At 66.8% G+C, this 26,551-nt stretch carries 24 protein-coding genes; 3 read left to right on the forward strand and 21 right to left on the reverse strand.

What is annotated here, in order from left to right:
* Nucleotides 1–102: 102 nt before the first annotated feature.
* Nucleotides 103–1,053 carry a tetratricopeptide repeat protein gene (locus AAK988_RS08165; protein ID WP_369872484.1) on the reverse strand — a complete coding sequence of 317 codons (951 nt, stop codon included), beginning with the start codon at nt 1,051–1,053 and terminating at the stop codon, nt 103–105.
* The gene (locus AAK988_RS08170; protein WP_135970851.1) at nt 1,046–1,372 is read right to left on the reverse strand and encodes an HIRAN domain-containing protein; all 327 of its coding nucleotides are present in this window, start codon (nt 1,370–1,372) and stop codon (nt 1,046–1,048) included. The genes AAK988_RS08165 and AAK988_RS08170 overlap by 8 nt, the downstream gene beginning before the upstream one ends.
* A gap of 200 nt (nt 1,373–1,572) precedes the next feature.
* Here AAK988_RS08170 and AAK988_RS08175 point away from each other — a divergent pair, with 200 nt between their 5' ends.
* Nucleotides 1,573–1,830, forward strand: a complete 258-nt coding sequence (locus AAK988_RS08175) for a hypothetical protein (protein ID WP_369872485.1) — start codon at nt 1,573–1,575, stop codon at nt 1,828–1,830.
* Nucleotides 1,831–1,928: 98 nt separating this feature from the next.
* On the opposite strand, the gene AAK988_RS08180 is transcribed toward AAK988_RS08175, so the two are convergent.
* The 10 genes from AAK988_RS08180 to AAK988_RS08225 all read right to left on the reverse strand — a co-directional run bounded on the left by AAK988_RS08180 (nt 1,929) and on the right by AAK988_RS08225 (nt 14,608).
* The gene (locus AAK988_RS08180; protein WP_369872486.1) at nt 1,929–2,816 is read right to left on the reverse strand and encodes a nucleotidyl transferase AbiEii/AbiGii toxin family protein; all 888 of its coding nucleotides are present in this window, start codon (nt 2,814–2,816) and stop codon (nt 1,929–1,931) included.
* Entirely contained in the window at nt 2,809–3,345 is a 537-nt protein-coding gene (gene abiEi / locus AAK988_RS08185) for a type IV toxin-antitoxin system AbiEi family antitoxin (protein ID WP_151429959.1), read from the reverse strand. The genes AAK988_RS08180 and abiEi overlap by 8 nt, the downstream gene beginning before the upstream one ends.
* Nucleotides 3,346–3,417: 72 nt before the next feature.
* Entirely contained in the window at nt 3,418–5,022 is a 1,605-nt protein-coding gene (locus AAK988_RS08190; protein ID WP_151429960.1) for a DUF2130 domain-containing protein, read from the reverse strand.
* Between the two features lie 10 nt (nt 5,023–5,032).
* Nucleotides 5,033–5,503: a YolD-like family protein gene (locus AAK988_RS08195; RefSeq protein WP_369872487.1), complete on the reverse strand. Its 471-nt coding sequence runs from the start codon at nt 5,501–5,503 to the stop codon at nt 5,033–5,035.
* Nucleotides 5,496–6,827 carry a Y-family DNA polymerase gene (locus AAK988_RS08200; RefSeq protein WP_369872488.1) on the reverse strand — a complete coding sequence of 444 codons (1,332 nt, stop codon included), beginning with the start codon at nt 6,825–6,827 and terminating at the stop codon, nt 5,496–5,498. The genes AAK988_RS08195 and AAK988_RS08200 overlap by 8 nt, the downstream gene beginning before the upstream one ends.
* Nucleotides 6,828–6,908: 81 nt before the next feature.
* Complete coding sequence (locus tag AAK988_RS08205) at nt 6,909–7,604, reverse strand: DNA alkylation repair protein (protein WP_369872489.1); 696 nt, start codon at nt 7,602–7,604, stop codon at nt 6,909–6,911.
* Nucleotides 7,605–7,858: 254 nt separating this feature from the next.
* Nucleotides 7,859–9,190, reverse strand: a complete 1,332-nt coding sequence (gdhA, locus tag AAK988_RS08210) for an NADP-specific glutamate dehydrogenase (protein ID WP_369872490.1) — start codon at nt 9,188–9,190, stop codon at nt 7,859–7,861.
* 153 nt (nt 9,191–9,343) lie between these two features.
* Nucleotides 9,344–10,069 carry a hypothetical protein gene (locus AAK988_RS08215; RefSeq protein WP_369872491.1) on the reverse strand — a complete coding sequence of 242 codons (726 nt, stop codon included), beginning with the start codon at nt 10,067–10,069 and terminating at the stop codon, nt 9,344–9,346.
* 75 nt (nt 10,070–10,144) lie between these two features.
* Nucleotides 10,145–13,060 carry an excinuclease ABC subunit UvrA gene (uvrA, locus tag AAK988_RS08220; protein WP_369872492.1) on the reverse strand — a complete coding sequence of 972 codons (2,916 nt, stop codon included), beginning with the start codon at nt 13,058–13,060 and terminating at the stop codon, nt 10,145–10,147.
* A 240-nt stretch (nt 13,061–13,300) separates the two neighbouring features.
* On the reverse strand, nt 13,301–14,608 hold the full coding sequence (locus AAK988_RS08225; RefSeq protein WP_369872493.1) for an MFS transporter: 1,308 nt from the start codon (nt 14,606–14,608) through the stop codon (nt 13,301–13,303).
* 451 nt (nt 14,609–15,059) lie between these two features.
* Here AAK988_RS08225 and AAK988_RS08230 point away from each other — a divergent pair, with 451 nt between their 5' ends.
* Nucleotides 15,060–15,254, forward strand: coding sequence for a helix-turn-helix domain-containing protein (locus AAK988_RS08230; protein ID WP_160324383.1), 195 nt, complete (start codon nt 15,060–15,062; stop codon nt 15,252–15,254).
* Between the two features lie 626 nt (nt 15,255–15,880).
* Here AAK988_RS08230 and AAK988_RS08235 read toward each other — a convergent pair.
* The 8 genes from AAK988_RS08235 to AAK988_RS08270 all read right to left on the reverse strand — a co-directional run bounded on the left by AAK988_RS08235 (nt 15,881) and on the right by AAK988_RS08270 (nt 23,930).
* Nucleotides 15,881–16,822: a tyrosine recombinase gene (locus tag AAK988_RS08235; protein WP_369872494.1), complete on the reverse strand. Its 942-nt coding sequence runs from the start codon at nt 16,820–16,822 to the stop codon at nt 15,881–15,883.
* Nucleotides 16,819–18,174 (reverse strand): methylenetetrahydrofolate--tRNA-(uracil(54)-C(5))-methyltransferase (FADH(2)-oxidizing) TrmFO, encoded by a 1,356-nt coding sequence (gene trmFO / locus AAK988_RS08240; RefSeq protein ID WP_369872495.1) that lies wholly within the window; start codon nt 18,172–18,174, stop codon nt 16,819–16,821. Before trmFO ends, AAK988_RS08235 begins: the two co-directional genes overlap by 4 nt.
* A gap of 93 nt (nt 18,175–18,267) precedes the next feature.
* Entirely contained in the window at nt 18,268–19,227 is a 960-nt protein-coding gene (gene dprA, locus AAK988_RS08245) for a DNA-processing protein DprA (protein ID WP_369872496.1), read from the reverse strand.
* Nucleotide 19,228: 1 nt separating this feature from the next.
* On the reverse strand, nt 19,229–20,710 hold the full coding sequence (locus tag AAK988_RS08250) for a YifB family Mg chelatase-like AAA ATPase (protein ID WP_236650611.1): 1,482 nt from the start codon (nt 20,708–20,710) through the stop codon (nt 19,229–19,231).
* Between the two features lie 27 nt (nt 20,711–20,737).
* Nucleotides 20,738–21,349 (reverse strand): YraN family protein, encoded by a 612-nt coding sequence (locus AAK988_RS08255; protein WP_369872497.1) that lies wholly within the window; start codon nt 21,347–21,349, stop codon nt 20,738–20,740.
* Between the two features lie 222 nt (nt 21,350–21,571).
* Nucleotides 21,572–22,357: a ribonuclease HII gene (rnhB, locus tag AAK988_RS08260; protein WP_151429980.1), complete on the reverse strand. Its 786-nt coding sequence runs from the start codon at nt 22,355–22,357 to the stop codon at nt 21,572–21,574.
* A gap of 110 nt (nt 22,358–22,467) precedes the next feature.
* Nucleotides 22,468–22,815 carry a 50S ribosomal protein L19 gene (gene rplS / locus AAK988_RS08265; RefSeq protein ID WP_135971576.1) on the reverse strand — a complete coding sequence of 116 codons (348 nt, stop codon included), beginning with the start codon at nt 22,813–22,815 and terminating at the stop codon, nt 22,468–22,470.
* Between the two features lie 170 nt (nt 22,816–22,985).
* Entirely contained in the window at nt 22,986–23,930 is a 945-nt protein-coding gene (locus AAK988_RS08270; protein WP_369872498.1) for an SPFH domain-containing protein, read from the reverse strand.
* 210 nt (nt 23,931–24,140) lie between these two features.
* Between AAK988_RS08270 and AAK988_RS08275 the strand changes: the two genes are divergently transcribed.
* Nucleotides 24,141–25,448 carry an isochorismatase family protein gene (locus AAK988_RS08275; RefSeq protein WP_369880602.1) on the forward strand — a complete coding sequence of 436 codons (1,308 nt, stop codon included), beginning with the start codon at nt 24,141–24,143 and terminating at the stop codon, nt 25,446–25,448.
* A gap of 71 nt (nt 25,449–25,519) precedes the next feature.
* Here the strand turns inward: AAK988_RS08275 and AAK988_RS08280 are convergent, their stop codons facing one another.
* The gene (locus AAK988_RS08280; protein ID WP_369872500.1) at nt 25,520–26,458 is read right to left on the reverse strand and encodes a PLP-dependent cysteine synthase family protein; all 939 of its coding nucleotides are present in this window, start codon (nt 26,456–26,458) and stop codon (nt 25,520–25,522) included.
* Between the last annotated feature and the right edge of the window lie 93 nt (nt 26,459–26,551).

Raw genomic sequence — 26,551 nt, forward strand, 5'->3', positions numbered from 1 at the left:
CACTCCCCTCCTCCCGCGAACCCGCGCAGCCGACGTGAGGGCGCGGCGATGGGCGCGTTGCGTCTGCCCGACCGTCGCTTCCCCGCTGCGGCCCTCGCGCGCTCAGTAACAGCCGGCCAGCTCCTGGGCCATGCGGGCCACGCCGCGGCGCGCCTCCAGGCGCTCGCGCTTGAAGTGCCACTGTCCGGCATCGAAGGCAGCCCCGAGGGCCACGGCGGCCACCCGGTACCACGTGCGCGCCCGGCGGAAGCTCTGCTCGCAGCCGCGCCCGAGCTCGAAGGCCCGGGCCAAGCGCAGGGCGGCGTTGCCCGTCTGGGCGCGGTCCTCGTCGATGCGCCCGTTCTCCACATCGAAGGCTTGACGGTACAGCGAGACGGCCCGGGCCTCATCGGCCGCGCATCCGCGCCCGGCCGCCACCAACTCGCCGAGGCGCCACGCGCACTCGCCGTGACCATGCAGGGCGCCGAAGCTGAAATGGCAATAGGCCCGCTCGTCCAAAGGCGTGTCGACGGCATGGAGCGCCCGGCACTCCAGCAGCCCGCGCCAGTACTCCCCCTCGCACAGATCGTCGGCGTAGATAATGCCGAGGCGGCAGTGGGCCCCCACGCTGCCCCGGGCCGCCGCATGCAGAAGCAGGATCTCCGCCGCCCGGTAGCAGTCGATGCGACGGCGGCGGTGCTCCTGCCCCACCAGCCCCAGCGCCTCGGCGAAGCATGCCTCGGCCAGCTCCATGGCGCGCCAGCCGCCCCGGTCGGGACCGGCGGGGTAAGATGCCGTGAACACTCGGCCGGGGCCTTCCTGGGCAGGCTCGCTCACCCAGATGCGCGGCAGGCGCTCGGCGGCCTCCGCGCCCTGCCGGTCGATCGCGAACACGCCGGCATCGGCCTGGCGGCACCGCCAGCGGGGCCCGCGCAGCACCTGGGGCACAAAGCTCGTTTTCGCCCCGCCGTTGGCCCGGCGCGCGCTCGGCGAGCCGAACACGGCGCGGGCAGTGCGCTGAGCAAGCGTGATGGCGCCGTCCCGGCGCCCCAAGGCAGCGACGGCGCTAGTCATTGAGACGCACCTCCATTACCAGGCGGCACCAGGCGCCCACCTGCTCGCGGGCCGTGAGGCGCCCTTCCACCGACTTGCCGCCGTCCAACAGGCGCCCCACGAACTCGTTGCACTCGCAGGACACATACCCGATGCGCCGATCCCGCCCGTCGCGCACCTCCACGGCCCAAGGGTCGAAGCGGTTCGCGGCGTCGCGCACGAGCGAGAAGCGCTCGCCTTTCGCATAGCCCTCGGCTATCTCTGCCACTCCGGGCACGTGCCTCGTGCCCGCCACCGTCGTCTCTTCCACGACGCAGATCGATGATGTTGTGTTTGCCATGGCGTCCTCCGTTTCGTCGAATGCGTTGAGAGCATCTTACGCCGCAGCCTCATCTAACGTGTACCCTTTCTGGTACAGCTATGAATTCTTACGCCAAGACGGCATCATATTGTTAGCCATGGTTGATTATCTGGCGGGACCCATGGTACACTGCCCGCCATTCAAACAGGCAACTGCGCCCGATGACGAGGAGAAGCCCCGTGAAGAATCCCAAGAAGAAGGACAAGAAGCACCGCAAGGCCGACAGCGACAAGAAGGCCGCCGCGCTCAAGCGCAAAAAGAAGCACACCGGCTGCAAGGGCGAGAAGGGCGCCGCCGGCTGCAAAGGCTGCGAGAAGGCGAAAGCCGCGCTTAAAATCGAGCACTGCACCTGCTGCAAGAAGCACTGCCCGCTTTCCAAACCCAGATGCGGCAAGGGCCGCCGCCTGGCCGCCGCCCTCAAGCTGCGGGAGAAATAGCCTCAAGGCGAGCCGCTTCGGCACCGTCGTCTTCGCGTACTGCAGAAATCGCTCTTTTGAGATGTTCTCCGCTGTTCCAGCGCTTGGGTTCGGTCCTTCTACGCCGAAATTATCCTCATAACATCTCGATAGGCCTCATCGAGCACCCTCCCCAGAGCCTCCAAATATGCAGGTCGGTTTGCTGTTTTCTCCCAAAGTTTCGGAGGAAGGAATCGGCTCATCTGAGCGACGAACGCCTCTGACCGCACGCACTCAACCGCGCGTCGCCTACCATCGGCGAGTAGCTCTTCTGACGATTTTCCTCCACCATAGTCGTACACCTTGCGCAGCGTCAGATCCGCCACGATGGGCAGATCGACACTGGGCTGATGCAGTATCCAAGGAATATCCCAGAGATCGCGATATCGCGGCGTCTTCACCTGCTGCGAGAACGAGATGAGCTTATCGGCGAGAATCTCACCGAGCGATTGGCAACCGACGGGAATGCTGCCGTACATGCCTTGAATTTCTGGGTAGTTCTCCGTGACAAGCCTTATCTCGCGCGTGTAAGAGGGAACCCGCGCGATCTCTATCTTGATCTTCTGAGAAGGCAAGTCCGGTCGCTCGGGTGCGGTATCTACCACCACCTGCCAGCGCTTCATGGAACCGCCGCCTTCGAACTGCTTGATCTTCTTCGGATCCTTCACTCGGACGTCAACGCCGAACTTCCCCTTAAGGCTATCGCGGATAATATCCCTGAATCCTTCAAGGTCCGTCGCGTTCAAGTCTTCCCGCGTATTGAAGTCCAAGTCCTCGCTGTAGCGCGCAGAGCCGTAGCAGAGCCTGAGGCAAGTGCCTCCTTGAAAGTTCAGACGAGAAAGCCATTTAGATTTTCCAAGCGCCTCAAGAATCTCATAGTGAATGAGCTCTTTCTCAACAACGGGCAGCAATCCCTCGATGCCATTTCCCTTCGCTACACTCAACGAGAATGCTTGAAACTCACTCATCGTCTTCAACCTCCTCCCAATCAATCAGCTCAATCGATCGTCCCGCGCGAAGAAGGTCTTCGACGACCTTCTTCTTTGTAGCGAGCCTCAGAGCATGGCCGGGATAATCGACCGTATTCTCTAGCACATATTGCCGGCTTCGTGCCGTATGGATGAACTCAACCGTCCCAAAGGGAGTGGGAAACTCCCCCTCTTTCCCCGTTGTGACGATCGTGATCCTGCCTACCGGGATCTGGGAGATAACACTCCACAGAGAGGCGGCGCTCTCCATGCTTATGTAGTTCATCTCCCCTGGCCTGAGGGCGACGGCAATCTCCTCGATAGCCGGCACCATACCCCCCTCCGCGTTGTTGTGCCAATACAAATCGCGGGCAATATGGAGCAGGCTTTTCGCTTTCACCAGCCGGGCGATAGTGCCGCGGAGTTTCCCCCCTTCCTCGCCGAACACCAAGGACAGCTCGTGCGTTCTAAATGCACGCTTTCGGCTTTTGAACGAGACCAGCGCTCTATCCGCGTCGTATAGCTTCATAAGAATCCTTATCTCTACCGTTATAGAGTAATTTTACTACACAACAGTAGAGATAACTATAGATGAAAGGCTCTAAACATCCCCGTCCAAGGGCTCGGCGTCTACGACCTCGCCATCGGGCGCCTCGTCGGCGCGAGCAGCCGCCTTCGCATCGCGGGCCTCATCTAACAGGGCCTTCATGGTAGGGTTCTTGCGGGTGAGCTTCTTCACCGTGAGGTCCTCGGCCTTGTCGTTGGCCAGGCGCAGCTGGTTCTCGCTGCCGATCAGGTTGTCCTTGATCTTCTGCAAATGGTCGATGGACTTGTCGATCTCCTCAATGGCCTTGCGGAACTTGTCGGAGGCGATGCGGTAGTTGCGGCCGAACTTGTCCTTGAAGTCGGCCAGCTGATCCTCGAAGTTCGTCACGTCGATGTTCTGCTGGCGCACGAGCGCGAGCTCGCGGCGGTACTGCAGCGACGAGAGCGCCGCGTTGCGCAGCAGCGTGATGAGCGGGATGAAGAACTGCGGGCGGATGACGTACATCTTATCGTAGCGGTAGGACACGTCGGTGATGCCGGCGTTGTACAGCTCGTTGTCCGGCTCGAGCAGCGACACGAGCACCGCGTACTCGCAGCCCTTCTTCGCGCGGTCGGCGTCCAGCTTCTTGAAGTGCGACTCGTTGGTCTTTCGGTGCGTGGAATCGTCGGCCTCGTTCTTCATCTCGAACATGATGGAGACGATCTCGTTGCCCTCCTCGTCGAAGTCGCGGAAGACGAAGTCGCCCTTGGTGCCCTCCACCACCTCGTTGTCCTTCTCGAAGTAGGCGCGCGGGAAGGCCGTGGGGCGCAGGCGGTTGAACTCGATCTCGCAGTGCTGCTCGAGCGATTCGCCGAGCATCTTGGTGGACAGTCGCGCCTTCATGTCCTGGATGCGCTCGATCTCGCGCTCGCGGTCGGCGATGAGCTCGTCCTTCATCTTCAGCTTCTCGGCGAGCTCCACCTTGTGCTCCGCCTCGGCCCGAGAGAGCGCCTCGCGCTCGCGTTCCACCTGGGCGCGCAGCTCGTCACGCTCGCGCTCCACCGCCACGCGAGCGTCCTTGGCGGCGGCGTTGGCCCGCTGCACCGCCAGCTGGGTTTCCATAGACGCCTGCTGCCGCTGGCTCTCCAGCTTCTGGGCCAGCTCATCGCGCTCACGCTCGGCGGCCCGCAGCTGCTCGGCGCCGGCGGCCTCGGCCTCGCTCACCGCCAGCTTGCGGGCGATCTCGGCCTCGCTCGCCTGGGCGGACAGCTTCGCCCGGAGCTCATCGCGCTCCTTGACCAGCGCCGTTTGGTCGGCCGCGGCGGTCAGGCGAAGCGTTTCCTCCTGCGCCGCCAGCTGGGCGCGCAGGGCCTCCACCTGCTTCTCCAGCTCGGCCTTCTCGCCCTGCGCTGCTATCTGGAAGTCCTTCGCCTGGGCCTTGAAGCGCTCGGTCTGGGCGGCCAGCTGTCCGTCGCGCTCGGCAATTTGGGCGCGCAGGGCCTCCTCGGCCTTGGTCACCGCGAGGGCCACCTCCTGCTCGCGGGACTTCTCGGCCAAGGAGACGCGGGCGTCCACCTCGCGTCGGAACTCCTGATCGCGCACTTGGCTGAGGATGGCGGCGTATCCGCTTTCGTCTACCGTGAAAGCCTCGCCGCAATGGGGGCATTTGATCTCGTTCATCATCGTCCTTTCAGGGGAGCGCCTCCAAGGCGCAGAGCTCGTCGAAGGGAATGCGCTCGCGTACAATCCATAAGTCATGATAGATCATATCTACCTGGCTGACTGTCCCAACAACGGTTCGGTAAGCGTCATTTTCGTAGAAAGTGGCCCGAACGAGCTGCCCGCGGCGCACCTGGGCCAATGCCTCGCCGAGCTCGCGGGCCTCCACGTCGGACAGGGGCCGGCGCGGCTCGACGACGCGCTCCCGCTCCCGCACCAGATCGTAATAGCCGCGCAAGGCGGCGAAGGGCGAGAACTGCCGGGCCCGGTCGGGGTGGGGCCGCCCCAGCCCTGCGGGGACGGGCCGGTCGATGTCGGACGGAACCGGCAGATCGCCCCGCAGCCCCGCCACCGGCACGCAGGCGCCTCCGCCCGCAGCGCCTCCGTCGGGCGCGGGCACCTCTTCCCACACAAGCCCCTCGAAGGCACCTTCCCTAGCCATGATGGCCCCCGACCATCTCGTTGCGCTCGCGGCCGAGCGCGCGCTCTTTCAGGCTCGTGCCCTTGATGAGGGCGTTCTTCCCGAACTTCCCCTTCACGGCCAGCACCGCCTCCTGGCGGCGCCGCTCGCGCGCGGCCGCCTCCACATCGGTGAACAGATCCACCGTGGCCAGATCCTCGTCCACCAGGTTGCCGAAGCCGACGCTGATCTTGCGCATGGTGCGCGTCGGGTCCACCGTCTCGTGGAAGAGCGCCTCCACGTATCTGAACAGCTTCGCGAATGAGTTCGTGCGCTCGGGAATCTTGCGCGACCCTCCCCCGTGCGGGCCGCTGCGGCCGTCGGCCCTCCGCAGACCGTGGCCGCCCTCGAAGAGCTCGCCTGTGGCCGCGCCATCGCGCAGGACGTCGCGCACGTAGCTCACATGCAGCGAGATGTGGTCGGTTACCAGGCGCTTGTCCACCAGATCGAGCACCGTGTCGTCCACCATCTCGCGCAGGACCACGAGGGTGTCGCCGAAGGAGTAGCCGCAGGGCAGGATCTGCCCGTTCATGAGCGAGCTCGTCTCGGGCTCGTAGGCCTTGATCTCGGCGATAGTGCAGGGCTCCAGGCCCCAGGCATGGTCGATGAGGTACTCGGCGTTCACCCCGAACTCGCCGTAGAGCACATCGGGATCCATCTCGGTCACGCCGCGCAGATCGAACACGCGGTACCTCGCCAGCCTCCGCGCGATGCCCGGGCCGATATTCCAAATGTCGGTAATGGGCCGATGGGGCCAGATCTGCTCGCGGAAGGAACGCGCATCCAGCTCGCCGATGCCGTCGGGTGCGTGCTTGGCGGCAATATCGAGCGCCACCTTCGCGAGAAACAGATTCGGCCCGATGCCCGCCGTGGCGGGAATGCCCGTCTCGGCCTTCACGGCGGCCCGCAGGGCATCGGCGAAGCTGCGGGCACCCATGGCGTAGAGCTCCATATACGGCGTCGCATCGATGAAGCACTCGTCGATGGAGTACGGATGAATGTCGTCGGGCGAGACGTAGCGCAGGTAGGTGGCGTAGATGTCCGCCGACACCTGCATGTACGTTTTCATGCGCGGGCGCGCGGTGATGAACTCCATCCCCTTCGGAATCTCGTGGAGCCGGCAGCGGTTGCGCACGCCGGCCGCCTTCATGGCAGGGCTTACCGCCAGGCAGATGGTCATCTCCGAGCGCGTGGGGTCGGCCACCACGAGCTTGGTCGTCATGGGATCGAGCCCGCGCGCGACGCACTCCACCGAAGCGTAGAAGCTCTTCAGATCGATGCAAACGTATGTGCGCTCTTGTCCCATGCTCGCAGTATACCATGGAACATCGGTTCGCCTCTTATATTCTCGGGTATTTCGGCGCGGCGCACGCGGAAGCCCGTCCGCTCAAGAGAGCCGCCGCCTCAGGGCGCGCAGACGCTCCTTCTGCTCGGGGGAAATGCGGCGGCTCTCCACGGCCTTCTGGATGGCCTTGTTGTGCGTCCATACGTCGAGAGCCGCCGAGACGATAACCTCCTCGGCGGCAGCGGGCTGCTTCGCCAGCGCCTCGGCAAAGTACCATGCCCGCATCATGTTCACGTAGTACTCCGAGCGGGAAACCCCGACGACCCATGCGAAGAACTCTGGCCGAAACCGCTCGTCGAGGAACAGCTGCATGAGCACCCCGATGGCGAAGCGCACCGTGTACTCGCGGTCGCTTTCCAGCCACGAGCGCACCTTTACCAACGTGGCATCGGGATCGGCGGCAAGGCCGCGGCAGGAGAGCTGATCGCAGGTGGCCCAGTTGTCCACGAGGGGCAGGAAGTTCTCGATGGCCCCGACAAGCCGGTCGAAATCGCGCTCCCGTGCGATGACGAACGAGTGCAGCTGGTTCTCTTCGAAGGTGCCGTGGGGCAGCGCCGCCAGAAACTCCCCCGCATCCCCGCGCCGGGCAAGCCCCTTCGCGAACTTCCGCAGATCCGGCGTGCGCACGCCCACAATAGTGGCCGCATCAATATTCGGGATGAGCTTCGCCTGGAACGCGCGGTACCCCTCATCGGCATGGGAGGTGAGAAACGCCTCGATGTCTTCCTGAATCGCCATCGTGCCCCCTCTTCCGTAACCAAAACCCATTCTAGCACACAAAAAAAGAACCCCAGCTCGCACCGGGGTTCTTTACGCAACTCACAGGTCGTTCGTAAAGTCAGCGAGCGGCTCTGACACGTTTCGCATTGGCTCGTCTTTGGGTCAAGTTGGCTTCGCCAACGCCGTGCCCAAAACAAGGGGCAAGGCGAAATGCGCCAGAGCCGCGCAGCGTCGGCGGGTCCGTTCGTCCCGCCAGGGCGAACGAAACTCCCTTACACGATGCCCTGGGCCATCATGGCGTCGGCGACCTTCTCGAAGCCGGCGATGTTGGCGCCCATGACGTAGTTGCCCTCGTGGCCGTAACGGCGGGCGGCGTCGTCGATGGCGTGGTAGATGGACACCATGATGCCGTTGAGCTTCGCGTCCACTTCCTCGAAGGTCCAGGACAGGCGCTCGGAGTTCTGGGACATCTCCAGACCCGAGGTGGCCACACCGCCGGCGTTGGCGGCCTTGCCGGGGAAGAACACGACGCCGTTTTCCTGAAGGTACTCGGTGGCGTCCAGGGTGGTGGGCATGTTCGCGCCCTCGGCGAGGATCTGGCAACCGTTGGCCACGAGCGCCTTCACATCATCGATGAGCACCTCGTTTTGGGTGGCGCAGGGCAGCGCGATGTCGCAGGGGGTGACCCACACGCCACGGCCCTCGTGGTAGGTGACGCCTTCGCGACGGGCGGCGTACTCGGAGATGCGGCCGCGCTCCACTTCCTTGATCTGCTTGACCAGCTCCACATCGATGCCCGCCGGATCGTAGATCCAGCCGGTGGAATCGGACAGGGTGACCACCGTGGCGCCGAGCTGCTGGGCCTTCTGCGTCGCGTAGATGGCCACGTTGCCGGAGCCGGAGATGCAGACGGTCTTGCCCTCGAAGCTGTCGCCGGTGCACTTCAAGTGCTCCTGCACCAGGTACACCAGGCCGTAGCCGGTGGCCTCAGTGCGGGCGAGCGAGCCGCCGAAGGAGAGGCCCTTACCGGTGAGTACACCCTCGAAGACGTTCTTGATCTTCTTGTACTGGCCGAACATGTAACCGATCTCGCGGGCGCCCGTGCCGATGTCGCCGGCCGGCACGTCGGTGTCGGCGCCGATGTGGCGGGCCAGCTCGGTCATGAAGGACTGGCAGAAGCGCATGACCTCCATGTCGGACTTGCCCTTCGGGTCGAAGTCGCAGCCGCCCTTGCCGCCGCCCATGGGCAGGGTGGTCAGGCTGTTCTTGAAGATCTGCTCGAAGCCGAGGAACTTGATGATGCCCAGGTTCACCGACGGGTGCAGGCGGAGTCCCCCTTTGTAGGGGCCGATGGCGCTGTTGAACTGCACGCGGAAGCCGCGGTTGACCTGCACCTTGCCGCTATCGTCCACCCAGGGCACGCGGAACATGACCACGCGCTCAGGCTCCACGATGCGCTCGAGGAGGGAGGCCTGCTCGTATTCCGGATGGGCCTCGATGACCGGCTCCAGGGACTGGAGCACCTCGGTGACAGCCTGGATGAACTCGGGCTGCTCGGCGTTCTTCGCCTTCACCTGCTCAATGACGTTCTCGACGTAACTCAATGCGGACCTCCTTGACGTGTCGGGGTGCCGCGGCGCGCGCACGCCCGCTGGCTTCTGGCCGCATTATAGGACGCGGCTTTTCCAAAACGGTGAGTTATTAACTGACAGGAAACAAAGGGGGCCGCCGGGCGCGAACAGCGGCGGTGAACGGAATCAGAGGGAGGCATAGACTTTGGAGGAGGGCACGTTCAAAGCCGTCAGCAGCACGACCCCCACCGAGCCCCGCTCGGGGGCGTAGACGATGTGGGCCCCTTCGGCCCCCTCCCCGAGCCCCGGCTCGGCCTGGTCGTCGTCGGTGACGATGACCGCCTGGAACCCCTCGATAGTGGCCAGGCACGACAGACGGGGCACGAGGCAGACGAGAGACTGGGCCCCGGTGTCCGTCAACTCGCGACGCACTTTCTCCAGCTGCTTCTTGGAGGCGTAGTAGTCGATGGCCACGACGCCGATCTTGCGATCGCCGGCCATGAGGATGGTGGGTTTCTCGTAGCGGCGCAGATCGGCGGCATCCAAGGTGATGACACCGGCCCCCTTCTCCTCATAGAGCGAGCGCACGTCCGAGGCGTACACGGGCCGCTCTCGCATGGACAACGGCAGCCGCGAGAGCTCGGAGAGCACCATGGCCCCCAAGCTCGCAGGCTCCTCGGCCCCGATGGCCTCGGGATCCATGGCCGGGCGCAGGGCATCGAGGCTGTCGAAGGTGCCGTCGTAGACGATGGCGGTGTAGCCCTTCATCTGCCCGAAGGCGTCGTCCACCACCGAGGCGGCCACGTTCCAAGAACGGCCCGTCTCGAAATAGCGCAAGAGCACGCTGCCGCCGAGAACGACGAGCAGCGCGAAGACCAAGAGGGCCACTTTTTCCCGCGTGCGTTTCTTCATAGCCCTTAATTATAGCGAACCCCCGCCAGGGCGAACCCGACGGGGGCCGATGTCCACGAGATGGGCGCGGCAGCCCTAGGCCACGGGAGGCCTCTTCGCCTCTTCCAGCATGCGCTTGACGAAGTGGCCCGTGTAGGAGCCCTCCACCTCGGCCACTTGCTCGGGCGTGCCGCTCGCGATGATGGTGCCACCTCGGTCGCCGCCCTCCGGCCCCAGATCCACGATGTGGTCGGCGCACTTGATGACGTCCAGGTTGTGCTCGATGACGAGCACCGTGTTGCCGGCGTCCACCAGACGCTGCAGCACCTCGAGCAGCTGGCGCACGTCCTCGAAATGCAGGCCCGTGGTGGGCTCGTCCAGGATGTAGAAGGTCTTGCCGCTCTGGCGCTTCTGTAGCTCGCTGGCGAGCTTCACACGCTGGGCCTCGCCGCCCGAGAGCGTGGTGGCCGGCTGGCCCAGGCGGATGTAGCCGAGGCCCACGTCGAAGAGCGTCTGCAGCTTCCGCTTGATGCCCGGGATGTTCTCGAAGAACGCCAGCGCATCCTCCACGGTCATGTCGAGTACCTCCGAGATGTTCTTACCGCGGTAGGTGACCTGCAAGGTCTCGCGGTTGTAGCGCTCGCCGTTGCACACCTCGCAGGGCACGTACACATCGGGCAAAAAGTGCATCTCGATCTTGATCTGGCCGTCGCCCTTGCAGGCCTCGCAGCGGCCGCCGCTCACGTTGAAGGAGAAGCGCCCGGGCGCATAGCCGCGGGCCTTGGCCTCCTGCGTGCTGGCGAACAGGGCGCGGATGTCGTCCCACAGCCCGATATAGGTGGCCGGGTTCGAGCGCGGGGTGCGGCCGATGGGGCTCTGGTCGATGTTGATGACCTTGTCGAGCTTGTCCAGCCCGGTGATTTTGCGGTAGGGCCCCGTGCGGCGATGGGCGTGGTTCAGGCGATTCGCCAGGGCCGGGGCCAGGGTGTCGGTGATCAGGGAACTCTTGCCGGAGCCGGACACGCCCGTGATGACCGTCAGCGTGCCGATGGGCACCTCCAGCGTGACGTTGTTCAGGTTGTTCTCCGTGGCGCCGGTCATCTTCACCGAACCGCGCTTGGGGCGGCGCCGCTCGGCAGGCACCTCGATGCGGCGGCGGCCCGCCAGGTAGTCGGCGGTGATGGAGCCTTCCGTGGCCATGACCTCGGCCGGGGTGCCCGCGGCGATGACCACACCACCGTGCTCGCCGGCGCCCGGCCCCATGTCCACCACGAAGTCGGCGGCGCGGATGGTGTCCTCGTCGTGCTCCACGACGACCACGGTGTTCCCCAGATCGCGCAGGCGCTCCAAGGTGGCGATGAGCCGCTCATTGTCGCGCTGGTGCAGACCGATAGAGGGCTCGTCCAGGATGTAGAGCACGCCCATGAGCCCGGCGCCGATCTGGGTGGCGAGCCGGATGCGCTGGGCCTCGCCGCCCGAGAGCGTGGCCGTGGCCCGCTCCAGGGTGAGGTAGTCGAGCCCCACGTCCACGAGGAAGCGCAGACGCTCGCGGATCTCCTTCACGATGGGCAGGGCGATGACCGCCGCCTGGCCGGTGAAGTGCAGGCCCTCGAAGAAGGCCAGCGACTCGGCCGCCGACATCTCGGTGACATCGTGGATGGACCGGTCGTTCACCGTGACGGCCAGAATCTCCGGCTTCAGGCGCTGGCCGCCGCAGGTCTCGCAGGGCACGGTGGCGAAGTAGGCGGCCAGCTTCTCGCGCTGGGCGTCGGACTGGGCCTCGGTGTAGCGGCGCTTCACGGCGCCCAGCACGCCCTCCCACTCGATGTACCAGTAGGTGTCACGGCCGTCCACGGTGCGGTAGTCCACCCGCACCTTCTCATTCCCCAGGCCGTTCATAATGGCCTTCTGGGCCTTCTTGGGCATATCCTCCCAGGGGGTATCGGCATCGGTGCCCACGTGCTCGGCCACGGCGCGCAGCACCTGGGGATAGTAGTTGCCGCTCTTGAACGGCGCGATGACCCCCTCGTTCAGGGTAAGGGACGGGTCGGGCACCACAAGCGACGCGTCCACCTCATCACGGCTGCCGATGCCGAGGCAATCGGGACAGGCACCGTAGGGGGCGTTGAAGGAGAAGTCGCGGGGCTGCAGCTCGTCCATGGAATGGCCGTGCTCCGGGCATGCTAGCGCCAGCGAGAAGAGGTGCTCCCCCTCGCCTAAGCCGCCCGTGGCCCCCGATGAGGTGCCGCCGGCCTCGCCGAGCGGTGCGCCGTCGGGCCCGAGCACCTGCACGAGCACGCGCCCGCTCGCCAGCTTGCAGGCGAGCTCCACGGCCTCGGCGATACGGCTCGTGGCCGACTCCTTCAACGTGACGCGATCAACGACGACATCGATGAAGTGCTTGATCTTCTTGTTCAGCGTGATGGGCTCGCCGGTCATCTTCACGATCTCGCCGTCGATGCGCACGCGGGAGAAGCCCTCCTTCTGCAGATCGGCGAAGAGCTTGGTGAACTCGCCCTTGCGGCCGGCCACCACCGGTGCCATGAGGATGGCCTTCGTAGCCTCGCCCTGGGCCCCGTCGCCCAGGCGCAGAATCTCGTCGGTCACCTGGTCGGTGGTCTGCTTCTTGATCTCCCGTCCGCACTCGGGGCAGTGGGGCACGCCCACCCGCGCGAACAGCAGGCGCAGGTAGTCGTAGATCTCGGTGGTGGTGCCCACGGTAGAGCGGGGGTTCTTCGAAGTGGTCTTCTGGTCGATGGACACGGCCGGGGAAAGCCCGTCGATGGAGTCCACATCGGGCTTGGACATCTGGCCTAGAAACATACGGGCGTAGCTGGAGAGGCTCTCCACGTAGCGGCGCTGGCCCTCGGCGTACATGGTGTCGAAGGCGAGGCTCGACTTGCCCGAGCCGGACAGGCCCGTGATGACCACGAGCTCGTCGCGGGGTATGGTGAGATCGACGTCCTTCAGATTGTGCTCGCGGGCGCCCTTGATCACGATTTCATTTGCCATGGATCGCTTCGTTTCCTTCGCGACGTAGCGCAGCGGGCGCCCTGAGGGGAGGCCCGCTGCGCAGCTTCTAGTTTTCGCTGGCTATTTTAGTGGGCAGCGGGCCGTGGCGCCAGCCTTAAAGAGAACTTTTGTTCGCCTCCATGGAATCTTCGCAGGCTCGCGCCGTAGCAGCGGGCAGAACGGCACAGCCTGGCAGCCTCAGCGGAGGCCGGCGCGGCCGACTGCCCGGTTCGAACACCCCTAGGCGAGGGCCGGCGCGGCGTCCTCGGCGATCACCTCGGGCGGCACCTCGTCCAAGGCGGCCAGCTCGGCATTGCGCTTCTTGTGGAAGCGGCGCAGGGTCAGGCGCTTCGACTTCTTGCGCGCCCGGGCCGTGCGCACCGTGGCCACAACGAAGGCGCAGGAGACGGCGAGCACAAGCGTCATCACGGCGAACACGACCACGTAGGAGGTGGCGCCGAGCAGCGCTCCGCACAGAAGCCCCGTCACCGCCGAGCCGGCGTAGGCCACGAGGTTCACCGAGGAGAGGATGGCCGACACCTGGAGCACGTTCACCTCCAGCAGCAGCATGCGCAGGGCCGTGGCCAAAGCCGCGCCCATAGCCACGCTGAACAGCCCGCAGGCCACCATGAAGGCCCCCTCGGCGCCGGTGGCCACGAACAGGGCCAGAGCCGCGACCGAGGCCGTGGTCACCCCCATGGAGACCACGAGCGTCCGCTTGGGCCGGAAGCGCTGCACGAGGGGGCCGCCGAGCACCGAGGGCGCCATGGCAAGAGCCAGGATGACCGAGCCGGGCAGGGGCGAGGTGGCGCCGAAGCAGCCGTAGGCGATGGGCGCCGAGAACGACTGGAAGAAGCAGCCCACCATCCACGTGGACAGATACACCACCGCCACGGCGGCGAATAGGCGGCGGCAATCGCGGGGAATGAAGACGCGCGGTCGGATGGAGGCCCGCAGCGAGACGGTGCGATCGAGGGGCTCGTGGACGAAGTTCACGAGGAACAGGCTCAGGACCAGAATCGCGATCATGACCCCGTAGATGGCCGTCAGGTCGGGCACGAGGTCGTACAGGATGCCCACGCCGATGGAGCCGACCATGATGCCGAACATGGCGCCGCAGCTGGCCACGGTGGATCCCCAGCTCAGGTGCTTCTCCCCCACGCAGTCGATGACCAGCGACGATACGGCGCTCATGCCGAAGCCAGCGGCCAGCCCCTGCACGAAGCGGGCCGCGAGCACATCGGCGCCGCTGCCGGCCCGCAGGAACATGATGCAGCCGAACACGGCCAGCATAACGGTGAGGCTGGCCACGGGCACGCGGCCGAGGGAATCGGACACGCGACCGGCCAGGAACAGCGTGAGGCTCACACCCGTGAGGTAGGTGAACATGGTGTTGGAGATGTCGGCCGTCGTGAGCCCGATGGTGACCTGGTAGTCGGCATACAGCGGAATGGGCACCGCCGTCGATGCGAAAATAGCCAGAAAGGCGAAGGTCGCCAGGATAAAACCGCGCAGGGACTGAGCGTCCGTCAAGTGCGCCTTGTGCATTGCCATCCTCCATGGGTCAAACGTGCCAGCCGTAGAACCTTTCGGGAGGTCACCCCCGAGAAGGTGCGAGCAGTATGAACCCCCGGGCCACGGAATTCAAGGGGAAACGCGAAGTTCACCGCTCAGCGATGAAACGGCCCCATTGGGCGCGGGAACGGTGATCCCCCGCAACCGCCCGCCGTCGGCGGGCGGTTGCGGGACGGCGGCATCGTGTGGGAGTGGCCGGCCGCCCTCGACCGCTAACCGCCGGAAGCAGAGAAAGACGGGTGCCGCCCCACCCAACCGTCAACCATGGCGAGAGGCTGTTTCGACGGCCGCTCGGCCGACCGCTGACCGTGGGGAACGGACGCGCGACCGGGCAAACACCGATTTATGTTTCTTCTGGCATACGTCAAAAGGGGCATAACCATAAGATGAACCCATGAACAGAGCAGCGACACGGGAACGTATCATGGAATTGGGCGCCGAGATCCGTCGGCAGCGCAAGGACCAAGGTCTGTCCCAAGACAAGCTCGCCAAGATGATCAGCACCGATCAGGCCCATATCCACCGCATCGAAAAGGGCCAGCACAATCCCAGCATCGCCATGTACATAGCTATCGCCGATGCCCTCGATATGGAACTGCGCGATCTCATCACATTCTAGCCGGGCCACCGCGCGGCACTCCCCCGCCCCCATCCCGCACCGGCGATTCTCCGCGCGGGTCATTTCGACTCAGCCGCTGGGCCGCGACATCTTCCTCCGCTCGCTCCTCGCACCGGCGATTTTCCGCGCGGGTCATTTCGACTCGGCCGCCGTCTTCCGCGGAGAGGGAGATAGGTCGTCCAGGGGGATTCCGGAATCGAGATCCGCGCTACAGGACAGCGTGCCCGGCGGTCTGCATGAGATAGGGAATATAGGCGAGCACGACGAGGGCCGCCCAAAACAGCATCTTCGCCTTCTTGCGACTCATGGCTCCTCCCTTCAGCGGAGGCCCGGCTCAAGGTCGGGCCCTTGGCAACCTTTGGGAAAATCTTCCCACGGATGCAGCGCAGAGCGCCTTGCGCAGGGAAACCGTAGGAAGCGGGCAACCGCATCGAAACATCCGCGCCACAGGGCCGTTTTCACGCCGTAACGGAAGGGAGGCGCCCTGCGAACAGGGAGGAGGGGGCCGCCTTGACAAAGGATGCGCCCGCGACGGCCCGAAGGGAACGGTGCGCACGGGAGTGTAGCCCCGAACGGAGCTGCACGCAGAGCGGCTGAGATCGAGGCCGTCGACGGGCGGCGCGAGCTCAGGCTCGAGGATGGGCGAGGCCGTGGACGCGCTTGAGGCGATCGGGGCTCACGTGGGTGTAGATCTGGGTGGTGGACAGGCTCGCGTGGCCGAGCATGTCCTGGACGCTGCGCAGGTCGGCATCGCCATCGAGCAACTCGGTGGCAAAGGAATGGCGCATGGCATGGGGCGACAGGCTCTCGTCGAGGCCGGCGGCCCGCAGGGCGCGCTTGAACATCTTGCGGATGCCGTCGGCGCTCAGGGGACGCCCGCGATTCGACACGAAGAAGAACTCGCTGGCCTGCCCCTGGAGCAGATCCGACCGCGCCTCGTTCAGATAGCGCTCCATGGCCCGCGCCCCCTTCCGGGACAGGGGCACGATGCGCTCCTTGGACCGCTTGCCGAACACCTTTACCTCGCCGGCCGGGAAATCGACCCAGGCCAGACGCAGCCCCGCCGCCTCGGACACGCGGGCGCCGCAGGAGAAGAGGAACTCGAGCAGGGCCGCGTCCCGCATCTCCGCCGCCGTCTGCTCCCGTGGCGCACCGTCGGCGTCTACCTCGCCGTAGACGGCCAGCAAGGCCGCCATGTCATCCCGGGCGATGGTCTTGGGCAGCCGCCGCGCGGCTTTGGGGGCTTGGACGACCCCGGCCGGGTCGCTGGCGGTGACGCCGGCCCGATTGGCCCAGCGGAAGAACGAGCGCAGCGAGGACAGGTGGCGCTTAATGGTCGTGCGAGCGTAGTGGGCCTGGTCGAGCTCGGCCAGGTAGCGGCGCAGCTGGCGATAGGACACCTCCCAGGGGGAAAGGCCGCTTCGGCGGGCCCATGCCAGATAGGCCCGCAGATCCTCGCGATAGGCCCGCACCGTGTGGGCCGAGGCCCCCTGCTCCACGGCCAGAGCGGTGCAGAACCGCTCCACCTCCCCGGCACCGGGCAGCTCGGACAGCTCCTCGCCCGTCATGGCGCCATCAGGCCCGCAGCCTCGAGGGCGATGCGGTAGCCGTCGAGGGCCTCCGAGGCCCGACGGGCGTAGGCACCGTAGCGCTCCCGCTTGTTGCGCACCGGCGGGTCGAGGGGCCTCAGGATGCCGAAGTTCACGTGCATGGGCTGGTAGTCCGTCGTGGCCGGATCCGTAGCGTAGGCCAGAAGCGCCCCCCATACCGTGTCGTGCGGCAGCGGCGGAAGGACGCGCCCGCGCAGATCGGCCGTCACAGCCAGGGCAACATGGAGCCCCGAGCGGATGGCCTCGCAGTACCCCTCAGTGCCGCCCAGCTGACCCGCCACGTAAATCGGCGCGCCCAGGGCCCGGGCCTCATCGGAGACGAGGCGCCCGTGGTCGTCCAGCAGGCGCGGCGCGTCGAGAAACGTGTTGCGGTGCATCACGCCGTAGCGGGCGAACTCGGCCTGCTCCAGACCGGGGATGAGGCGGAACACGCGGCGCTGCTCTGGAAAGGTGAGGTTGGTCTGAAAGCCCACCAGGTTGTAGCTTTGACCGCAAGCGTCCTCGGCCCGCAGTTGGAGGGCGGCCCAGGGGCGGCGTCCCGTGCGCGGATCGGTGAGGCCGACCGGCTTGAGGGCCCCGAAGCGCGGCGCGTCGCGACCGGCCCGGGCGATCTCCTCAATGGGCTGGCAGGCCTGGAACAGCTCCCGACTCTCGAAGTCCTTGGCGATGACCCGCTCGGCGCAGAGCAGCTCGTCGACGAAGCGCTCGTACTCCTCCCGGGAGAACGGAGCGTTCAGGTAGTCGCCGCCGGCGCTGGCATCCTCGTAGCGGCTCTGGCGGAACACGCGCTCCCGATCGATGGAGTCCGCCATCACCACCGGGGCCGCGGCGTCGTAGAAGGCCAGGGCGTCGCGGCCGGTCAGGGCCATGAGAGCCGAGGAGAGCCCGTCGGAGGTGAGCGGGCCGCTCGCCAGGACGACCGCGTCGGCCCCGCGGGCGAGCGCGGCGATATCCGTCGCCTCCCGACGCACCACCTCGATGAGGGGATGGGCCTCCACGCGCTCGGTCACCGCCCGGCTGAACAGCGTCCGATCCACAGCCAGGGCACCGCCGGCCGCCACAGCCGTGGCCCGGGCCTCCTCCATGAGCGGCGAGCCGAGGGCCGCAAGCTCCTCCTTCAGCAGTCCCGCCGCGCTGTCGGGCTTGGTGCTCTTGAGGGAGTTCGAGCAGACGAGCTCGGCCAGCCCTCCCGTATGGTGCACGGGGGTCCGGTGCTCGGGGCGCATTTCCCACAGGCTCACCGCAATGCCGCGGTCCGCCAGATCGAGGGCCGCCTCGCTGCCCGCCAGACCGCCGCCTACTATGTTCACATGGTATGTCATGGCTCAACAGGATACCAAATAACGGCACGGTCACCCCCGTCAATCCGGCGGCGCTCCCCCAGGACGTCACGATCGCGCGGCTCATGGCCGGCCTCCTTCCAGTGCGGGCAGCCGCGGCCCGTAGCGGCCGTCCGGGTACTGGGCGACGAGGCCATCCCGCTGGGCCGTGGCAAGCCAGACCATGAGCCACGGCAGCTCCCCGCCCGCCGGGCCGTGGGCCCGAGCCAGTTCGCGCAGCTCCTCCATGCCGAGGGGCTCGGCGGCCAGGGCGGCGAGCAGGGCCTCCTCAGCTGCCCGTCCCGCGAGCGGCGCATCGGCTCCTTCCCCCTTCCCTCCCTCCGCTTCAGGCTCCCTCAGGCACCCGTAGGTGAGGAACAGGGCATCGGCGAAGCTGTTGTCGTCGATGATGGGCAGGGCGCCCTGGTAGAGCAAGCGGTTGGCGCCGCGGGAATTCTCGGAGGTGATGGCCCCCGGCACCACCCACACCTCCCGTCCGGCCGCCAGGGCCTCGTCGGCCGTGGAGAAGGTGCCCGAGGGCAGGCCGGCCTCCACAATGAGCGTGGCCCGCGCGAGCCCCGCAATGAGCCGGTTGCGTTCGCGGAAAGTGTAGGGCTGGGGCGGGAAGTCCCAGGGGCGCTCGGACACCACGGCCCCGCCACCATCGACGATGCGCTGGAACAGCCCGGCGTTCTCGGCAGGATAGAGTTGGTCGCAGCCGCCGCCGAGAAAGGCCACGGTGGGACAACCAGCGGCCAGGGCCGCCTCGTGGGCAACCGCATCGCAACCCCGGGCGCCCCCGGACACGATGGGGATGCCCCGGACGGCAGCGGCCGAGGCGAAGCGCCGGGCCGCCGTGCGGCCGTAGGGCGTCGCCCGACGCGCCCCCACCACAGCGAGCCCCGGTCGCAGGGCCGAAGGATCGCCCACCCCGTAGAGACGCTCCGGGGGCCGCGGGGAAGCCTTGAGCAAGGGTGGGAACGCTCTGTCGTCTCCAGCGAGCTCGAAGCGCTCGCCGGAGAGCCTCATGGATAGCACGGGCATGTCAGCAACCTCCTATTCCGTCGCGGACGCGGTAGCTCACCGCCTCGGCCAGGTGCTCGCACCCCACCGTCTCCGCCTCGTCCATATCTGCGATGGTGCGCGCCACCGACAGGGTGCGCACGATAGCCCGGCCGCTCATGGAGTGCAGCTCCGCCATGGACACGAGAAACGACCGCGCCCCCTCGTCCAGGGCGCACCCCTCGACGCTGAACGGCGCCCGACGGCTCGCCGTCCCGGCCGCGCGTCGTGCCGCGAAGGCGCGGCCCCGGAGCACCCCCTCCCGCAGGGTGGCCGAATCGAGGCCGCCCTGGGGCGAGAGCACGACGCTCGGCGGCGTGCGCCGCACATCGAGGTGAATGTCGATGCGATCCATGAGCGGGCCGCCGATGCGGTTCTGGTAGGCCCGTATCTGGGGCACAGTGCAGGTGCACTCGTGGCGGTCGTCGCCGAAGTAGCCGCAGGGACACGGGTTCGCCGCGCCCACCAGCATGAAACGGGCCGGGAAGACCACGTTGCCGTCGGCCCGGGTGATGGTGACCGCCCCACTCTCCAGCGGCTGGCGGATGCCCTGGAGCACCGATGACCGAAACTCCGGCAGCTCATCGAGGAAGAGGACGCCATGATGGGCCAGGGAGATCTCCCCCGGGCGGATGGGGCTGCCCCCGCCCACGAGCCCCGCGAGGGAGGCACTGTGGTGCGGGCTGCGGAAAGGGCGCTCGCCGGCGATGACGGAGGCGATGGGCTCGCCGGCCACCGAGTGCACCACCGCCGCCTCGAGGGCCTCATCGGGATCGAGGGGAGGCAGGATGGAGGGCATCCGAGAGGCGAGCATGGTCTTTCCGGCCCCGGGCGGCCCCATCATGAGCAGGCCGTGACCACCGGCCGCTGCGATCTGAAAGGCGCGCTTCGCCCCCTCGTGGCCCGACACCTCGCGATAGTCCGGCGCACCCGACGGCCCTGAAGCACCCCGGCCCCGGCCGTGGAGGCTCAGACATCGGGCCGCGCCGCCCTCCCCCGCCGCCGCATCGAGGCGGTCGATGGCAAGGATGCGCACGCCCTCCAGGGGCACCGGGTCGCTGTCCCGGGCACAGACGAAATCGAGCTCGCAGGAACGGGCGCAGATGCCACAGGCCAGGGTTCCGGCCACAGGCCGCACGGTGCCGTCCAGCGACAGCTCCCCCACGTAGAGAGTATCCCGGGCCCAAGCCGGATCGATCTGCCCGGTGGCCACAAGGATGCCCAGGGCGATGGGCAGATCGAAGCCCGAGCCCGTCTTGCGCAGATGGCTCGGCGCCAGGTTCACGACGATCTTCTCCCCCGGCATTTTGAAGCCGGCGGCGCGGATGGCCGCCCGCACCCGCTCCCGGGCCTCTTGGATGGCCGCATCCGGCATGCCGACGATGGCCATGCCCGGCAGACCCCCGGAAACCACCACCTCCACGGTGACGGGCACCACATCCACCCCGCGCACGGTGGCGCTCATGACTGCGCATTGTCCAAAGGCCATGGCTCAGCCCGCCGAGTAGGCGCCGACATGATGGCTCACGAAGGCGCGGTCCTCGGGCAGCACGGTAATGGCCACCACGTCGAAACGCACCACAGCCTCATCGAAGAAGTGGTCGGTCACGTAGGCGAGGGCGATCTTCTCGTAACGCTCGCGCTTGGCCCGGCCCACGGCCTCGGAGGGCAGCCCGTGGGAATCGTCGCGGCGCGTCTTCACCTCGACGAAAACGAGAGTCGTCCCGTCGGCGGCGATGATGTCCGCCTCGCCGGCGAAGCAGGTCCAGTTGCGCTCGAGGATATGGTAGCCCCGGGCCTCGAGAAATCGGACGGCTGCATCCTCTCCGCGAGCCCCGAGGGCCCGGTTGCGCCGCCCGCGCGGCTCCCGGACCGTGGCAGGCGCCGATCCGCCCACAGCCGTCTTCCCCTTGGACGACGACCGCCGCGCGGCAGTTCCGACAACCCCTGGCGATGCCTTTCGCGAGGAGGACTTGCGCTTTCGCGGCTTGTTATCGCCCTCGGTCGGGGCCGCATGTTTTCCTGCGGCGGCGTCTTTGGCCTGTCGGCGCTTTTTCGTGGGCGCCGCAGCGCGGCCGACGGCCGCTTCCTCTATCGTGACCATGAGGTGTGCTCCTTTCTCGGTAGGAGCATCCTACTCTCCCAAAGTCGCACTTATGTCGCGGGAAAACCGCCGATAACCCCCGCCGCGCACCGCCCCGGCACCGTCGCCGAACCGCCCGCAGGGCGCTGCTGTGCCGTCCCCGCGCCGCCAGCGAAACGCCACGGCGCCGCCTTGTTAGCGGTCGCAAGCCGTCGCTGTGTCGCCCCCTCGCCCCTCGGGTCGCTAGAAAAGGCTCTCTTGGGTGAAGGAGGTGCAGAAGCTGCGGCGATGGATGGGGGTGAGCCCCCGCTCGCGAATGGCAGCCAAATGCCCCTCGGATCCATAGCCCTTGTTCCCCGCGAAGCCGTAGCCCGGGTACTCGGCGTCGTAGGCCTCCATGAGGCCGTCGCGGGCCACCTTGGCCACGATGGAGGCCGCGGCGATGGAGGCGCACTTCCCGTCGCCCTTCACCACGCTCACCTCCCGCTCGTCCAGACGAAGCGGGTTGCCATCCAAGAGCACCACGTCCACGGCCACGCCGGCCGCCTCCACAGCGGCGATGGCGGCCCCAAACGCCCGTCGCAGGGAGGCGGTCATGCCGTCGCGGTCGATATCGGCCGGCTCCACGTACTGCACCGTCCACGCCCGGGCCCGCTCGCGCACGGCGTCGGCGATGGCCTCGCGGTCCTCCGGCCGCACCTGCTTGGAGTCGTTGAGCCCGGCGATGACCTCCTCCCCGAGGACGACGCCGCCCACGGCCAAGGGGCCGGCCAGGGGACCGCGCCCCACCTCGTCGAGGCCGAGGATCACCCGGCCGCCCCGCTCGGCGGCCAGCTGTCGCTCGAAGGCGTACATACTCGCCAGCCGCTCCGCCTCGGCGGCCTCGGCCTCGAGACGGCGGCGCGCCACCTCCACGGCCTGGCGCACCCCCTTGCGGGTATCGGCCACCAGCGAGCGCTCCAGCACGGCGAAGGCGGCCGCGTCGGCGTGCTGGAGCTTGGCGCGTATCTCGGGGACGGTCAGGTCGATCACCAGGCTCTCCTCTCATCGTCAGCAGGGCTGGAGCCTGCGATAGTCACAGGTCAACCCAAGAAAAAGGGCCCCCGAAGGAGCCCTTGGCAGTACACGGAAGTTGCGTCCTAGCGGAACGACTTCTCCTTGATCTTGGCGGCCTTGCCCACCTTGTTGCGCAGGTAGTACAGCTTGGCGCGACGCACGTCGCCGCGACGGGTCACCTCGATCTTCTCGATCTTCGGGGAATGCACCGGGAAGGTACGCTCGACGCCGATGGAGAAGCTGATCTTGCGCACGGTGAAGGTCTCGCGGACCGAAGCGCCCTGGCGGCGGATGACGTCGCCCTGGAACACCTGGATGCGCTCGCGGTTGCCTTCCTTGATGCGGTAGTGGACCTTGACGTTATCGCCCACGTTGAACTCGGGGAGGTCCTGCTTGATCTGCTGCTGCTCGATAGCGCGAATGATATCCATTGCCATTTCCTACTCTATACTTCCAGTGGTCTTGCGATTTCATCTAGTTATGGACGCGATTTGACAGTATATCGCCACTACCGCGCCCGCGCAAGGAAAATTTCCCCGCCATTCCGCGAAAATCCACGGGAACGGTTGGGGAACGCCGGTTAGGCGCGGCGGAGCCAGCCCTAGGCGCGGCCGGGCGCCTCTTCCTCCACGATGACGAACTCGTCATCGCCTTCCGTCTCCTGGGCCACGAGCATCTGCTCGAACATGGACGCCGTCTGGGAGAAGTCGCTCGGCAGCACCACCGTGGACTGGCGGCCGTTGCGGGCGAACTCGCTCATCATATCGGTCCACTGGGTGAAGATGAACAGCTGGTTGGCCTCGGCCGCCGACACGCCGGAGCTCTTGATGACCGCGAGCGACTCGGAGATGCCGTCGGCGATGGCCTTGCGCTGGGCGGCGATGCCGCGGCCGGCCTGCTCCATGGCCTCGGCGCGGGCACGAGCCTCGGTGACCACCTTGATGCGCTCGGCCTCGGCGAGGGACTGGGCCGCCTCCTTCTCCCGCTGGGCGGAGTTGATGCGGTTCATGGACTGCTCCACGTCGGCCGGCAGGTCGATGGCCGTGATGAGCGTGCTCACCACGTCGTAGCCGTAGGCCACCATGAGGCCCGATACCGTCTGGTTCACATCCGAGGCGATGGCGTCCTTCTTGTCGAACACCTCGTCCAGCGTGTACTGGGGCACGCTAGAGCGCAGCGCGTCGATGAGGTAGGAGCGCATCTGGGCCGTGGGATTGGCCAGCATGTAGTAGCTGCGCCACACGCCCGAGGGCTGCCCCTGGGCGGCCGGCTGGGCGCTCACACGGTACTGGGCGGCGATGGCCATGGTGACGGTCACGTTGTCGCGGGTCTTCGCGTCGATAGTGAACTGCTCCTGGCGCGTGCGCATGTCAACCTTGGCGGCGACGGTCTCGAAGAACGGGATCTTGATGTTCAGGCCCGCGCCCACGGTGCGGTTGAACTTGCCGAGCCGCTCGATGATGTAGACATTCTGCTGCGGCACGATGAAGAAGATCTGCGGCGCGAGCAGCACGAGCAGCACGATGAGGATGCCGAGGAGGATCATGGGGTTCCCTTTCTCTCAGTTGCACGGTGAGAATATTGGTGGCAGTATAGCACTCTCGCACTCGTCGCCGGTCGGAGGTGCAGGACATCCTGATTCGCTCAGACAGTCCTCGCTTGCAACATGCTACGTATGTTGCAGCTGCGAAACTTGCTCGATCAGAGCATCCCGCGCCCCCTCTACGCGTTGACACCGTTGAAAGAAGGAGCTCCCATGACCGACGCTGCCCGCACCGCGCTGATCCTCATCGACATGCAGAGGGGCTTCATCAACCCCGCCTCGCCCCTGTGCATCGCCGGCGCCGCCGCCACGATCCCCGCCTGCGAGCGCGCCCTTGCCGCGGCGCGGGACCACGGGCTGGCCGTCTACCATGTGCGCCGCGAATACGCCGCCGACGGCAGCGATGTGGAAGCGGTGCGCCACGGAACATGGGCGGAAGGCGGCCGACCGTTGTCAACCGCGTGGCCCGAGAGCCTCGCATGCCCGCCCGAACTGGAGCCACGCGAGGGCGAGCCTGTCATCGTGAAGCCGAGCTGGTCGGCCTTCTTCGGCACCGATCTGCACGAGCGGCTGCAGGCACGCGGCATCGGCACCATCGTGCTCGCGGGCACCACGACGCCGAACTGCGTGCGCTCGACGGCCTACGACGGGATGGCGCTCGGCTACAACGTGGCCGTGCTCGCCGACGCCACCTCGTCGCGCACGCCGGAAGTGCAGCGGGCGAACCTGGCGGATATGGCACACGTCGGGGTGCAGGTTCTGACCGCCGACGTGCTGGCAACCACGGGGACGGCGAGCCTTACGGACATCGAAGGCACCGCAGCGGCCGCTTCCCCCGCCCGACAGGCCGCGACAGCGGCCAGCGTCGCGCCCGAAGACGCAGCCGAGTCCCGCGAGGCCCTTCCCTCCTTCCCCGCCACACCAACCCCAGAGCTCGCCTCCGTCGAGACCGTGTCCACGGGCTGGATCAACAAGTACCACCTGCACTACACCATGCCCGACGGGCGCCCCTACGCCTACGAGGGCGTCTCGCGCAAAGAGCCCAAGGCCTACCGCGCAGCCCTGGCCGCACTCGGCGGCGGCGAGCCTCCCACGCCCGATGCCGTCTGCATCGTGCCGATCCTGCCCGACGGATCGGTGCTTCTGGAACGCGAGTTCCGCTACCCGCTGAACAGCTGGTGCGTCTCGCTTCCCGCGGGATTGGTGGATGCCGGCGAATCGCTGGAGGAGGCCGTGGCCCGCGAGCTCTACGAGGAGACCGGCTACCGCCTGCGCGGTGACGTGAACGCGCCAGTGCGCCCGCTTCCCCAGCCGGGATTCTCGTCCACCGGTCTCGCCGAGGAGAATGTGCATGTCGTATTCGCCCAGGTAGAACTGGGCGGAGCAGCCGCGCCCGAAGCCGCCGAGCTCATCGAGCCCTTCGTGCTTCCCCGCCACCAGATCCGCGCCTTCCTGGACGCCAACACCACCCCCATCGGCACCCGCTGCCAACTCATCTTAGAGCTGCTGGCCCGCGCCTGACCCCCCTCTCGTCAAGAGGCCCGGGCATTTACGCGCCCGGGCCCCCAATGCGCTGAACCGTAGGAAATAGGCTATCCCGCGAACAGCGGGGTGGAGAAGTAGCGCTCGCCGGTATCGGGAGCCAGCGTGACCACCGTCTTGCCCGGGCCGAGCTTGGCCGCCAAGCGCAGGGCAGCTGCCACGTTGGTGCCCGAGGAGATGCCGCAGAGCAGGCCCTCCTCACAGGCAAGACGCCGGGCGCAATCCAGGGCCTCCTCGTCGGTCACCACGACGATCTCGTCGATAAGCGAGGTGTCCATGATAGCGGGCATCACGCCGTCGCCGATGCCCATCTGCACGTGAGTGCCGATGGCTCCGCCCGAGAGCAGCGCGGCATGCTCGGGTTCGGCCGCCCAGATCTGCACATCAGGGAATACGCTCCGCAGCTCGCCGCCCACACCTGTGATGGTGCCGCCCGTGCCGAAGCCGGAGCAGAAGCCGTCCACCGCGATGGCCGCAGCCTGGACGTCGACCAGGATCTCGGCGGCGGTGCCCTGAACATGGGCCGCCAGGTTGTCGCGGTTCTCGAACTGCTGGGGCACGAACACGCGCGCATCCTCGGCGGTCATGGAAGCGGCCAGCGCGATGCACTTCTGAATGCAGGCGCCGATGTCGCCCTCATCGTGCACGAGCACCACCTCGGCCCCGTAGTGCTCCATGATGCGGCGGCGCTCCTCGGAGCACGAGTCCGGCATGATGATGCGGGCCGCATAGCCCTTCACGGCCGCCACGAGCGCAAGGCCCACACCCTGGTTGCCGCTCGTCGGCTCCACGATAATGGAATCGGGCGCGAGCTCGCCACGCTCCTCGGCGCGCTCGATCATCTTCAGCGCCGTGCGCGTCTTCACTGACCCGCCCACATTCACGCCCTCGAACTTCACGAGCACCTGGGCATCCTCGGGCCCGGTCATGCGCTGCAGGCGCACGAGCGGCGTCCCTCCCACCGCCTGAAGCACGTTATCGCAAATCATCGCTTCCCCTCACCTTGATCGTGTGCCCAATGTTGGTGTAACGGTCGTTTCCCCTGATGCATGAGGAACGGCCATCGCCTAGAATCTTCAATT

This window comes from Adlercreutzia muris, assembly GCF_041223505.1.
Lineage (GTDB): Bacteria > Actinomycetota > Coriobacteriia > Coriobacteriales > Eggerthellaceae > Adlercreutzia > Adlercreutzia muris.